The organism is Rhodococcus sp. NBC_00297 (assembly GCF_036173065.1).
In the GTDB taxonomy this organism is placed as follows: domain Bacteria; phylum Actinomycetota; class Actinomycetes; order Mycobacteriales; family Mycobacteriaceae; genus Rhodococcoides.
The window spans coordinates 3,826,156-3,839,402 of the sequence record NZ_CP108041.1 but is presented as its reverse complement, the minus strand read 5'-3'; the positions used below and the strand labels follow the sequence as shown (position 1 = coordinate 3,839,402).

General features: G+C 70.3%; 9 protein-coding genes. All 9 read right to left on the bottom strand.

All coding sequences use genetic code 11. The features are described from left to right. Nucleotides 1–85: 85 nt before the first annotated feature. The 9 genes from OG947_RS18150 to OG947_RS18110 all read right to left on the bottom strand — a co-directional run bounded on the left by OG947_RS18150 (nucleotide 86) and on the right by OG947_RS18110 (nucleotide 13,208). A complete protein-coding gene (locus OG947_RS18150; protein ID WP_328812568.1) occupies nucleotides 86–3,487 on the bottom strand; it encodes a translation initiation factor IF-2 N-terminal domain-containing protein in 3,402 nt (1,133 codons plus the stop codon). 433 nt (nucleotides 3,488–3,920) lie between these two features. Beyond that, the gene (ndk, locus tag OG947_RS18145) at nucleotides 3,921–4,334 is read right to left on the bottom strand and encodes a nucleoside-diphosphate kinase (RefSeq protein WP_056445877.1); all 414 of its coding nucleotides are present in this window, start codon (nucleotides 4,332–4,334) and stop codon (nucleotides 3,921–3,923) included. 46 nt (nucleotides 4,335–4,380) lie between these two features. Then, nucleotides 4,381–4,779, bottom strand: a complete 399-nt coding sequence (locus OG947_RS18140) for a DUF4233 domain-containing protein (RefSeq protein WP_328812567.1) — start codon at nucleotides 4,777–4,779, stop codon at nucleotides 4,381–4,383. Further along, nucleotides 4,776–6,212, bottom strand: a complete 1,437-nt coding sequence (gene folC / locus OG947_RS18135) for a bifunctional tetrahydrofolate synthase/dihydrofolate synthase (protein ID WP_328812566.1) — start codon at nucleotides 6,210–6,212, stop codon at nucleotides 4,776–4,778. The genes OG947_RS18140 and folC overlap by 4 nt, the downstream gene beginning before the upstream one ends. Further along, complete coding sequence (locus tag OG947_RS18130) at nucleotides 6,209–8,860, bottom strand: valine--tRNA ligase (RefSeq protein ID WP_328812565.1); 2,652 nt, start codon at nucleotides 8,858–8,860, stop codon at nucleotides 6,209–6,211. The genes folC and OG947_RS18130 overlap by 4 nt, the downstream gene beginning before the upstream one ends. 9 nt (nucleotides 8,861–8,869) lie before the next feature. After that, the gene (locus OG947_RS18125; RefSeq protein ID WP_328812564.1) at nucleotides 8,870–10,924 is read right to left on the bottom strand and encodes a S9 family peptidase; all 2,055 of its coding nucleotides are present in this window, start codon (nucleotides 10,922–10,924) and stop codon (nucleotides 8,870–8,872) included. An 18-nt stretch (nucleotides 10,925–10,942) separates the two neighbouring features. Next, nucleotides 10,943–11,914 (bottom strand): heme-dependent oxidative N-demethylase family protein, encoded by a 972-nt coding sequence (locus OG947_RS18120; protein ID WP_328812563.1) that lies wholly within the window; start codon nucleotides 11,912–11,914, stop codon nucleotides 10,943–10,945. Beyond that, nucleotides 11,911–12,831 (bottom strand): PDR/VanB family oxidoreductase, encoded by a 921-nt coding sequence (locus OG947_RS18115; protein ID WP_328812562.1) that lies wholly within the window; start codon nucleotides 12,829–12,831, stop codon nucleotides 11,911–11,913. Before OG947_RS18115 ends, OG947_RS18120 begins: the two co-directional genes overlap by 4 nt. Continuing rightward, nucleotides 12,828–13,208: a dimethylamine monooxygenase subunit DmmA family protein gene (locus tag OG947_RS18110; protein ID WP_328812561.1), complete on the bottom strand. Its 381-nt coding sequence runs from the start codon at nucleotides 13,206–13,208 to the stop codon at nucleotides 12,828–12,830. The genes OG947_RS18115 and OG947_RS18110 overlap by 4 nt, the downstream gene beginning before the upstream one ends. Between the last annotated feature and the right edge of the window lie 39 nt (nucleotides 13,209–13,247).

Genomic DNA, 13,247 nt, shown 5'->3' with positions numbered 1-13,247 from the left:
AGCCACGTCGCCGGCAGCGACTGTCCAAGATTACGGTAGAGCCCGTGGCCCGGTCAAACCGCCGGGCCCGGTGCTCGGCCGCAGCTCAGGCCTCGTCGTCCACCGGCGGTCCGGCCGGCCGACCCGCTGCCCGACGGCGCGGACGCCGGACCGGTGCGACGGGCTCCACGGAGGCGCCGCCCCCGACGGTCACTGCAACGGGTTCGGCAGCGCCGCCCTCGTCGCCGCTGTCGGAAGTCGGTGCTGCCGTGGACGTCTCGGGTGCCGAGGGCACCACGATGACCGTGCCGGCGGAGTCCCCGGCCGGCGCGGACGCCGCTCGGGACACCCGACGACTGCGGCGCGGACGCGTCGCGGCGGTGGGTTCGGGAGCGACAGGCTCCGGCGCCGCGGGTTCGGGTGTGGCGGAATCGGGTGTCGACGGCGTGTCCGACGTCTCGGTCACCTCGGCGGCCGAGTCCGATCGGCCGTTGCGGCCGGCGGCGTCGCGCACCGCTGCCACGGCGGCCGTCGCGTCCTCGATCGGATCCGACACGGTGTCCGCCACCTCGGCGACATCGTCCGGATGCAGGTGCGCCGCCATGGCCAGAGCGACGGGATGAGCACGACGCACAGCCGTGTCGCTTCCCGACTCGGACTCGGTGGTCTCGGCCGTCGTCGTCTCGTCGACTCGATTCTCCGAACGGTCCCGGCCGCCGCGCTTGCGACGCGAGCCGCCCTCGGAGGCCTGGCTGTCGGAGCGGGAGGTGGTGTCCGAACGGGAGTTGTCGGACCGCGACCGATCGGAGCGGGAGTGGGAGCGCCCACCCTCGTCCTTGGCCGGCTCGACGGGGAACTGATGCATGATCAGCCCACGCCCGTGGCAGTGCTCGCACGTCGTGGAGAACGCCTCGATGAGACCGGTACCCATGCGCTTGCGCGTCATCTGGACCAGTCCGAGCGACGTCACCTCGGACACTTGGTGCCGTGTGCGATCGCGGCCCAGGGCCTCGGTCAGGCGACGGAGCACCAGGTCGCGGTTGGACTCGAGCACCATGTCGATGAAGTCGACGACGATCATGCCGCCGATGTCGCGCAAGCGCATCTGCCGCACGACCTCCTCGGCCGCCTCGAGGTTGTTCCGGGTGACGGTCTCCTCGAGGTTGCCGCCCTCACCGGTGAACTTGCCGGTGTTGACGTCGACCACGGTCATGGCCTCGGTGCGGTCGATCACCAGCGTGCCGCCGGACGGCAACCACACCTTGCGGTCGAGCGCCTTGGCCAGCTGCTCGTCGATGCGGAAGGCACCGAAGACATCGACGTCCTTGGACGCCGAGGTGTACCGCTCGACGCGGGGCAGCATGTCGGGGGCGACGGTCTCGATGTAGTTCTGCACCGTCGACCAGGCACGGTCGCCCTCGATGACCAGCTTGGAGAAGTCCTCGTTGAAGAGATCGCGGACCACCTTGACCAGGAGGTCGGGCTCCTCGTACAGCGTGACCGGAGCCGACGACTTGGAGGCCTCGGCACCCGTCGAACGCTCCGAGACGGTGGCCCACTGCGCCTGCAGACGGGTGACGTCGCGCTCGAGCTCCTCGGCGCTGACGCCCTCCGACGCGGTCCGGATGATGACCCCGGCCTCGGACGGGACGATGTCGCGCAGGATGTCCTTGAGACGCTTGCGCTCGTTGTCGGGCAGCTTGCGGCTGATGCCGGTGGACGAGCCACCGGGCACGTAGACCAGGAAGCGGCCGGCGAGCGAGATCTGCGTGGTCAACCGGGCGCCCTTGTGCCCGACGGGATCCTTGCTGACCTGCACGAGCACCTGGTCACCGGGCTTGAGGGCCTGCTCGATCTTGCGGCTGTTGCCGCCCAGCCCGGCGGCGTCCCAGTCGACCTCGCCGGCGTACAGCACACCGTTGCGGCCCTTGCCGATGTCGATGAACGCGGCTTCCATGCTGGGTAGCACGTTCTGCACGCGGCCGAGGTACACGTTGCCCACGATGGAGCCCGAGGCCGTGCTGGTGACGAAGTGTTCGACGAGAACGCCGTCCTCGAGCACCGCGACCTGGGTCAGGTCCGGGTGCCCGGCCAGCGACTTCTCGCGCACGACCATCGTCCGGTCCACCGACTCGCGGCGCGCGAGGAACTCGGACTCGGTCAGGATCGGCGGACGGCGACGGCCGGCGTCACGACCGTCGCGGCGACGCTGACGCTTCGCCTCGAGCCGGGTCGACCCGGTGATGCCCTGGACCTCGTCCTTGGACTTGGCCGCGCGCTGACGCGGCTCGCGTTCGTGCACCACCGTGTTGGGCGGATCGTCGTCGGTCGTGGTCTCGGAGTCCGCGCTCTCGCCACCGCTCTTGCGGCGACGACGGCGGCGCCGACGACGGCTCGCGCTGTCCCCGGTCGAGTCGTCGTCGTTGTCCCCGGAGGCACCGTCGCTCTCCCCGGAGGCACCGTCGGTGTCCTCCGCGGACGGTTCCGTCTCGCCGGCAGTGGTGTCGGTCGTGCTCGACGCGTCGGTCGAATCGGTGGTCTCGGGCGCGTCCGAGTCGGCGGACGTGTCCGCCCGCGACCCACGACGGCTGCGCGAGCGGCGGCTCGAGGAGCGCTTCGGCGCGTCGTCGCCCTCCGCGGCGTCGTCCGTGTCCGGGGTCTCCGGTTCCGCCGTCGCGTCCTCGGCGGCAGGCGCATCGGAGCGATCCGCGGCGGACTCGTCCGACTCGTCGTCGTCGTTCTGATCGTCGTTCTGGTTGTCGTCGTTCTGGTTGTCACCGCGTCCGCGACCACGGCCACGACGGCCACGGCGGCGGCGGCGAGGACCGGACGATCCGTCCTGCTCGTTCGCGTCGTCGTCGGTGCCCTCGTCGGACGCGGAGGCATCGGACGAGGAGGTGTCGGACTCGGTCGCCGTCTCGACGACAGGGGTGCTCTCGGCGGGGGCGGACACCTCGACAGGGGTGGACACGTCGGCAGTGCCGTCGGCCTCGGGTGCGTCCGCTGTCGTGGTCTCGTCGACCTCCGCCTTCTTCGGCGCGGATCGAGCGCGACGTGCCCGCGTCCGGGGAGCCTTCGGCGCCTCGGTGACCTCGGGCTGCAGGAACAGCGGCGCGGTGGCGGGGTCGGCGGACGACGGGGCCGTCGCCTCGGCCGTCTCGATGTTCGTGAAGAGGTCCGGCTCGGTGGGAGAGGCCGGACTCTCGTCGGCCGTGGACGCCGAGCTGGTCTCTTCGGCGGCGGGAGGTGTGCTCTCGGCAGCGGGCAGATCTGCCACGTCGGCGGCGTCGAGCGCCGGAGCACCCAGTGCGGAGGCGACGGTCTGCGCGTCGTCACGAACGACGCTGGACTGGACGCTGCGGACGTCCACGCCCATCTCGGCCAGCTGGGCGACGACCTGCTTGCTGGTCACTCCCAGCAGCTTGGCGAGCGCGTGAACGCGGATGCGCTCGGGGAAGGTGGGGGCGCCCTGATCGAGCGGCTCCTGGGGCGGCACGGTGTCGGCCACGTGTTCTCCTCGGGCTCCCGGGCGCGAACATCCACGGTCGAGGTGCCCGATCGGGCGTCGTCCGTCGAATGGCACGCGGCCACGCGGGAGTCATGGTTCGTTCGCGGGATCGGACGATCCGACGAAAAAGCGGGTTCGCACTGCGTCAGGTCGTCGACCGGAACGGTCGGCGACTGTCACCGCACTGCCTGGGCGGATGGCCGATCCGAGCACCTGATCTTCAGCGGGACGCGTCGGCGGTGCGAGAAGGAGACTCGCATCGATGCCTGCGCGTGTTCGCGATGACGGGCTTCGGTCCGTGATTGTCATCCGGTCACGTTCGCGTGGTGCGCGCCGCGACCTAGGCCAGTATCCCACACTCCCCGACCGCCGCGTGCCACTGCGGGGTTCGCGGTGCGGCCCGGCGGTCGGGGGTGGGACTCGAGGTGGAGCGTCAGCCGAGCTCGGGGAACCAGAGCGCGATCTCACGAGCAGCGGACTCGGGCGAGTCGGAGCCGTGGACCAGGTTCTTCTGTCCGTCCAGCGCGAGGTCGGCGCGGATGGTGCCGGGCGTCGCCTTGGCCACGGGGTCGGTGCCACCGGCGATCTGACGGAAGGCCTCGATGGAACGAGGACCCTCGAGCACCGCCGCGACGAGCGGTCCCGAGGTGATGAACTCGATGAGGTCGGGGAAGAACGGCCGCTCGGCGTGCTCGGCGTAGTGCTTCTCCGCCACCTCGCGGTCCACCGTCAGGAGCTTCAGGGCGACGAGGTCGAGCCCCTTGCGCTCGATACGGCCGAGGATGTCGCCGACGTAGCGACGTTCGACGCCGTCCGGCTTGATCAGTACGAGAGTGCGTTCGGTCACGAGCGCTGAGCCTAGAGGACCCTCGATCGGCCCCGGAGCACCGGCGTCATTCTCGCTGGCTCGGCAACCGGCCCTCGGCGATGCGCTTGCGGAGATCGCGGCGCAGATACAGCAGGTACACCCACACGGCGAGGAACAGCACGCCCACGACGGCGATCGACGGGTGCGCGAAGAAGCCGAGGATCACCAGGACCTGCAGCGCGAGATCGAGAGACAGAGCCCACGACCGACCCTGCAGTCCTGCACCGAGCAGCATGACCACGCCCAGCGCGATGATGTACGTCCCACTGATCCACGTGAGTCCGCCGCCAACGGTCGCGACGACCGGGAGGGACAGGAAGACGACGATCGCCTCGAGGACGAGGGTGCCGGCGCAGACGCCGCGGAACCCCTTCCACGGATCGCGTGCGGGCGGCGGGACCTGGCCCGCCTCGGGGACTGTCATACCGGGTCCTTCCCGAAGAGAGTGCGTGCCGCACCGGCGGTCACCACGGATCCCGTGACGACGACGCCGGCACCGGAGACGGCCTCACCCTCGTCCGCGACGTCCTCCGCGATGCCGATCGCGATCTCGAGTGCGTCCGGGAGCGTCTCCGCGACGACGACACGCTCGTCGCCGAACTTGGCCACGGCGGCGTCGGCGAGTGCCTCGACGTCGAGCCCGCGCGGGGAGCCGTTGTGGGTCACGACGATCTCGTCGAGTACGGGTTCGAGTGCCTGCAGAATGCCGTCGACGTCCTTGTCCTTCATCACGGACACGACGCCGACGAGCTTGCGGAAGTCGAACTCGGCCGTGAGCGTCGCGGCGAGTGCGGCGGCGCCGTGCGGGTTGTGCGCGGCGTCGACGAAGACCGTCGGTGCGTTGCGCACCCGCTCGAGTCGGCCCGGGTTCACCACCGAGGCGAAACCCTCGCGCACCGTCTCGACGTCGAGTCCGTGGTCGGCACCCGCGCCGAAGAACGCCTCGACCGCCGCGAGGGCCAGCGAGGCGTTGCGCGCCTGGTGTTCACCGTGGAGCGGAAGGAAGATGTCGTCGTACACGCCGCCGAGGCCGCGGAGCTCGAGCTGCTGACCGCCGACCGCGACGCGACGGGCCAGGACCACGAACTCGGACCCGGCGCGGGCCACCGCCGCGTCCATCTCCACGGCACGCCGCAACAGGACGTCGGTGACCTCGGGTTGCTGCTCGTCGAGAACCGCCACCGTGTCGACCGGATCGAGCCGTTCGGGGGCCTTCTTGATGATGCCGGCCTTCTCCTCGGCGATACCGGCCAGATCGGTACCGAGGTACTCGATGTGGTCGATACCGATCGGGGTGATGACGGAGACCTGCGCGTCCACCACGTTGGTGGCGTCCCACCGCCCGCCGAGACCCACCTCGACGACGGCGACGTCGACCGGGGCCTCCGCGAACGCCGCGAACGCCATCGCGGTCACCACCTCGAACTTGCTCATTCTGGGCCCGCCCGCGGCCTCCGACTGCGCGTCGATCATCTCGACGTACGGCAGGATGTCGCGGTACGTGTCGACGTACTGGCGAGGGGTCAGCGGCACCCCGTCGACAGCGATCCGCTCGGTGGCCAACTGCAGGTGGGGGCTGGTGGTGCGACCGGTGCGCCGGTGGAACGCCCGCAGCAGCGACTCGATCATCCGGGTGACCGACGTCTTGCCGTTGGTGCCCGCGACGTGGATGGACGGGTAGTTCGCCTGCGGGGACCCGAGCAGGTCCATCAGCGCACTGATGCGCGTGAGCGACGGCTCGATGGTCGTCTCGCCCCAGCGCTGGTCCAGTTCGGACTCCACCAGCGTGAACTCGGCGAGATCGACCGGCGAGGGTCCCGTCACCCCCTCCGGCCCGGAGTTTCCCGGATAGCTCACGCCGGCCCCATCTCACGCAGGCGTGCGGTGATGCGCTCGACGTCCTCGCGGGCGATCTGCTGCCGTGCGCGGATCTTGTCCACGACCGCCTCGGGGGCCTTGCCGATGAAGGCCTCGTTGCCCAGCTTGGCCGTGGTCGCGGCGAGTTCCTTCTCCGCGGCCGCGAGATCCTTCTCGGCGCGCTTGCGCTCGGCAGCCACGTCGACGGTGCCGGACGTGTCGACGGAGACGACGACGGTACCGAGCGAGAGTCGGACCTCGATGGACGCCGTCTCGGCGAAGTCCTCCTCCGGCTCCGTCAGGAAGGCGAGCGCACGGGTCGCGGGGATCTGTGCCGTGAGGTCCGCCTCCTCGACCCCGAGCAGCCGCGCCGGGACCTTCTGCTTCGGCTTCACGCCCTGGTCGCTGCGGAAGCGGCGCACCTCGGTGATGAGCTTCTGCATGTCGGACACGCGTTGCAACGCGACGGGATCGGCTCCGACCCCGGTCTCCTTCGGCCACGGTGCGACCACGATGCTCTCGCCGCCCGTGAGCGCCTTCCAGAGCGTCTCGGTGACGAACGGGACAACCGGATGCAGCAGGCGGAGAATGGAATCGAGCACGACACCGAGGACGATACGAGTGGGTTCCGCCGCGCTCTCCGACGAGAACTGCACCTTGGCCAGTTCGAGGTACCAGTCGCAGACCTCGTCCCAGGCGAAGTGGTACAGCGCCTCGCACGCCTTGCCGAACTCGTAGCGGTCCAGCGCGTCGTCCACCTCGGCGCGCACCGTCGCCAGCCGGTCGAGGATCCAGCGGTCGGCGTCCGTGAGCGTCTCGCGGGCCGGGAGATCCTGCACCACAGCGCCGTTCATCAACGCGAACTTGGTGGCGTTGAACAGCTTGGTGGCGAAGTTGCGCGAACTCTGCGCGTTGTCCTCGCCGACCGAGAGGTCACCGCCGGGATGCGCGCCGCGCGCCAGCGTGAAACGCAGTGCATCCGCACCGAATCGGTCGACCCAGTCGAGAGGGTCGATGCCGTTGCCCTTCGACTTCGACATCTTGCGGCCGAACTCGTCACGCACCAACCCGTGCAGGAACACGTCGCGGAACGGCACCGGACCGGGCAGCTCGTCGCCGACGGTGGTGCCGAACATCATCATGCGGGCGACCCAGAAGAACAGGATGTCGTAACCCGTGACGAGAACGCTGGTGGGATAGAACTTCTCGAGGTCGGGAGTGCGGTCGGGCCAGCCCATCGTCGAGAAGGGCCACAGGCCGGACGAGAACCACGTGTCCAACACGTCCGGGTCCTGCACCCAGCCCTCGGGCGGCGTCTCGTCGGGGCCCAGGCAGACCGTCTCACCGTCGGGTCCGTACCAGATGGGGATGCGGTGCCCCCACCACAGCTGGCGCGAGATGCACCAGTCGTGCATGTCGTCGACCCAGGCGAACCACCGCGGTTCCTGACTCTTCGGGTGCACCACGGTGCGCCCGTCGCGCACGGCGTCGCCGGCGGAGGCCGCCAACGTGGAGACGTTCACCCACCACTGGAGGGAGAGTCGCGGCTCGATGGGCTCGCCGCTGCGCTCGGAGTGGCCGACACTGTGGACGTACGGACGCTTCTCGGCGACGACGCGGCCCTGCTCCGCGAGTGCCTCGCGCACGGCGACACGAGCCTCGAAGCGGTCCATACCGTCGAACTGCGTTCCGGTGTCGGCGATCCGGCCCGACGTGTCCATGATCGACGGCATCGGCAAGCTGTGCCGGAGACCCATCTCGAAGTCGTTGGGGTCGTGTGCCGGCGTGATCTTCACGGCGCCGGTGCCGAACTCGGGGTCGACGTAGTCGTCGGCGACGACCGGGATCTCGCGGTCGAGGAACGGGTGCGGAAGCGTCGTTCCCACCAGGTCCCGGTAGCGCTCGTCGTCGGGGTGAACGGCGACAGCGGTGTCGCCGAGCATCGTCTCGACACGAGTGGTGGCGACCACCACGTGCGGTTCGTCGTCGTTCAACGATCCGTAGCGCAGCGAGACCAGTTCGCCCTCGACGTCCTCGTACTTGACCTCGATGTCGGAGATCGCCGTCTTGAGCACCGGCGACCAGTTGACGAGGCGCTCGGCGCGGTAGATCAGGCCACGATCGTGGAGCAGCTTGAACATGGTCTGGACGGCACGCGAGAGGCCCTCGTCCATCGTGAACCGCTCGCGGCTCCAGTCGACGCCGTCACCGATCCGGCGCATCTGCTCGCCGATGGTGCCGCCGGACTCACGCTTCCACTCCCACACCTTCTCGATGAAGGCGTCCCGACCCAGTTCGTCCTTGGACGTTCCCTCGGCGACGAGTTGCTTCTCCACGAGCGACTGCGTGGCGATGCCCGCGTGGTCCATGCCGGGAAGCCACAGCACCTCGTAGCCCTGCATCCTCTTGCGGCGGGACAGGACGTCCATCAGTGTGTGATCGAGGGCATGGCCCATGTGCAGGCTGCCGGTGACGTTGGGCGGCGGGAGCACGATCGAGTACCCCGGCTTCGCGCTGTCCGGATCGGCGACGAAGTACCCGGAGTCGACCCATCCCTGGTAGAGGCCTGCTTCCACGTCACCGGGATTCCAGGCCTTGGGCAGGCGGTCGGCAGGGTTCTCGTCGGGCGCTGTCGTCGATCTGGTCACCGGGTGATTCTAGTGCGCGTCGGGATCGACGGTCCGGCCCGGTCGCGCCGCGAGGATCTCGGGCATCGGAGTGGATTGTCCGAGTACGTGCTCGGCCAGGAAGGCGTGCACGGCGCCGTACCAGACAGCGGTGTGCTGCGGCGAGAGGATCCAGTGGTTCTCGTCGGGGAAGTACAGGAACCGGTGCACGGTCTCCCCGTTCTCGTCGGCGGGAGAACCGGACTCGGACAACAGCTCCCACCACAACCGCAGCGCTTCGCCCACGGGCACGCGATAGTCCTTGTCGCCGTGGATCACCAGCATCGGGGTGACGATGTCCGCGACGGCCAGGTGCGGTGAGTTCTCGAACGCCATCTCCGGCGTCATCTCGTGCGCCCAGTACGACGCCTCGTCGGTGGTGGGACCGAACTGGTCCAGCGCCCACAGACCGGCGTGCGAGACGATCGCCCGGAAGCGGTCGGTGTGACCTGCGACCCAGTTGGCCATGTAGCCGCCGAACGAGCCGCCCATCATCGCCGTGCGCGTGGAGTCGATGTCCTCGCGTTGCTCGACGGCGTCGGTGACGGCCATCAGGTCCGTGTAGGGCTCCGTCCCCCATCGGCCCCAGCCGCGCTGCACGAACGCCTGCCCGTACCCGGTGGACAGTGCCGGATCGGGGAGCAGGACGGCGAATCCCTGGGCCACCAGCATCCACGGATTCCAGCGCCACGACCAGGCGTTCCACGATCCGAGCGGTCCGCCATGCGCCCACAGCACCAGCGGCGCGGGCCAGTCGGCGGACGTGCCCGTGGGGAGAGCCAACCAGGCGCGCACCCGCACACCGTCCTCGGCGGTGGTCTCGACGTCCTCGAGGGTGCCCGGCAGTGCCGGCGTGGCGGCCGGTGATCGCAGCTCGGTCACCGCACCGTCGACGAGCGTGATCCGGACCGGATGCGGCGGAACGAGATACGACGAGCGCAGCGCGTGGACGACATCACCGTCCGGAGCCGGGCGCAGGTCGGTGTAGGCGTGGTCGTCCTGCGTCAGGCGGCGGGCCGCGTCGCGCGTCACGACGAAGATCGGTGCCCGGCCGTCGTCGTCCGCCGTCACCAGGATGCTGCGCCCGTCGGCGGACCACACCGGCGACGACGGCCACCGGTCCCACCCGGCCGCCCACTGCTCCGGCAGCCCGGTCGTCAGGTCGAGGACGTGCAGCGTGGTCCGCGGCGCCGCATCCGGTTCCGGATGCGTCTCGCGCACATAGGCGACGCGCGTTCCGTCCGGCGAGACGGCAGGGGCTCCGACGTCGGCCACCGGGTCGTCGACCAGCACGGCGTCGGCACCGTCCGAGGTGTCGATCCGGACGAGCACGTGCCGTGTGGTGGCATCGGCTCCCGCGACCCTGCGTGTGGCCACCAGCCACGAGCCGTCGGGAGCCACCGCGACGGAGGTGTCGCGGTACGCGCCGCCGCCCGCCGAACCGCCGGGTCGCGGCGTCACCGTCCGCAGTGCGACGTCGGTGTCCTCGGTATCGCCGAGGTTCCCCACGAAGACGTGCGTGGACGCCGGACCGAGGTCGCTGTCCCAGTGCCGCATCGGATATCCGCTGTGCAGGATCGCGGAGACGGCCTTGTCCTTCCGCAGCGCGCGCAGCGTCTCGTCACGGTCGACGTCGCCCAGAACCTCACCGGCGACGGCGAACACCGGCGCGTCGGACGCGGCCACGACTCCCCCGACCCCTCCGCCGCGGTGCGCGACTCTGCGGGCCTCTCCGCCCCGCGCGGACAGCGCCCACACCGCGGACGGTGCGTCGTCGTCACCGGACGCCGCTCGCACGAAGAGCAGGTCGCCGTTCGCGGCGAAGGTCGGTGCGGAGTCACCGGTGGCGGACCGGGTGAGCCGGCGCGGCGCCGACGTGCCGTCCGTCGCGATGGACCACAGACTCGAGACGTACTTCGTCCGTGCGGCATTCAGCTCGGACATCGTGGTGACGAGCAACGCTCCGTCGACGGACAGTGCGAGCCCCGCGATGCGGGGAAGGTCGAGGTAGGCGTCGGGAGTCCGGAAAGCGCTCGCGTCGGTCATGCCCCCGAACCTAGGCGATCACCCGAGCACCGCGCGACGTCTGCTCCGCCACCAGCGGTCGATCGCCGGTCGCAGCGCGGTCAGCCCCTTGTAGTCGGCCATGTCACGCGGCAGCTCCGCGGTGACCGCGACGACGCGCTCCGCCCAGCCGGGCACCGCGGCGAGTTCGTCGAGCGAGGCCTGATGGGTGCGGATGAGGAAGAGGATCGCACCGGACGGAGCGAGGCGCGTCAGGTGCTGCACCTCGACCCGCAGGCAGAGGCGCCGGCCGACCTCGTCGACGGACGCGGTCTCGAGGTGCCGTCGCGCGGGTGCCCACTCCCCGCGCGTCTCCAGAGAGGCGTCGAGCCGATGATCGACCCCGAGCGACCAGTTGGTGCGCCGCACGATCGCTCCCGCACCCAGCCCGAGGAGGAACGCGCGCGCCCGCGCCACGACCCCCTCGTCCCGCACACGCGGGACGGGACCGTGGATGTCCTCGAAGCTCGCACCCAGAGCGAAGTTCACGGACCACCCCGACGCGAACGTCACCACGCCCGCGTCGGCGAACAGCTCGCCCCCGCGGGTGTCCAGCAGGACGAGATCGTCCGGGGTCTCCCCTGCCGCCAGCAGCAGTGGGTCGACGCTCGGGTCACCTCTGGCGACGTCGATGCTGGTGCCGGACAATCTGTTCGAGAAACGGACACGCCCGTCGTCGAGATCGAGCGTCGTCTCGTCGGGCACGCTGCGGTGCAGTTCGGTCAGCACCGTCTCGAGCGCGTCCCACCCGGCCGGCGCCATGTGCGGCAACGACACCGCTCGCCTGGGGTCCCGTGCGAGGATGCGGGCGCGTTCGGCCAGCGCGTCCCGATAGTCGGTGCCCGGTTCGACGACGTGCTCACCCCAGCCGCCCGCTGCGGTCCGATGAGCCGTGCGCGCCGGTTCGAGATTCGTGCTGTACCGGTACGTGTCACCGTCGAAGGGGAACGGGAAGGCCCGTAGGTCGGTCACAGGTCCACCACCAGACGGTCCCCCGCGGCGCGGGACACGCAGACCATCATCGAATCCGACCGTGTGCGTTCGTCGTCGGACAGGAACAGGTCGCGATGATCGACGGCGCCCGCGAGCACGGGCGTCCGACACCGACCGCAGACACCGTGACGACACTGCCGGTCGACGGACACGGCGGCAGTGTCGAGGACGTCCAGCACCGACTCGTCGGCCGACACCGGCAGGGTGCGACCGCTGCGCGCGAGTTCGAGCACGAACGACCGGCGAGGAGTATCGGGGCGGATGAACGCCTCGGTGTGCAGACGGCTCTCCGGCCAGCCCACCGCACGCGCGGCAGTCAGCGTCGCTTCGACGAGAGAGGGTGGCCCGCAGACGAACAGGTGAGTTCCCAGTGGCTGCCGGGTGAGCGCGTCCGCCAGTCCGCTCGTGAAGTCCTCGCGGGTGGTGCTGATCCGCGCATCGCACGACGTGGCCACGTCCTCGGCGAACGCGCCGCGTTCCGACCGGTGGACGTAGTGCACCTCGGCGGTCGACCCGAGCCACCGCGCCAGGGACAGGATCGGCGTGATGCCGATCCCGCCGGCCACCAGCAGGTGCCTCCGCGCACGGAGAACCGGAGCGAAGGTGCTGCGCGGAGTGTCGACCTCGACGAGGTCACCCGGGCGCCGGCTCTGCAGCCATCGCGACCCGGCGCCGACGGCGAGTACCGCGCACGAGTAGAGGGACGGGGCGTGCGGCGGCCCGATCAGGGAATAGGCGTTGTACGGGGCGGACGCGTCGTCGCCGCAGCGCACCACCACGTGGCTTCCGGGCACGAACGACGGCAGCGCGTCCCCCGAGCGCAGCGGCGCGAGGTCGATGCGCCGCACCGCACCGTCCGGAGTGACCGCGGTCGAGTGGACCACCCGCAGTGTCACGACGCGGCGTCCGGAACGCCGAGGCGAGCAGCGAGACGGCTCGAGACATGGTCGGTCACCACGAGATTCGCACCGCAGGACCCACAGGGCGGTGCCGGTCCGACCGTTCCGCACACCGGGCAGTAGACGTCGACACTGCCGTCCTGCGTGACGACGACGGAGATCTCGTCGGGTTCTGCGCCCGCCCGCAGCGCCCGCTCACGGTAGACCGCGACATCGGCTGCGGAACCGATCAGCACACAGCGCCAGCCGACCACCGCACGGTCCGTCTCGGCCTCGAACCACGCGTCCGACTCCGTACCTCGCACCGCGAATCGGCCCGGGCTCTCACCGGCCGAGTCCGGACGGTCGGCGTCGCCGATGATCAGCACGGTCACGCCGCCGACAGTACCGCCGGCCGATCCACCGTCGGGCCT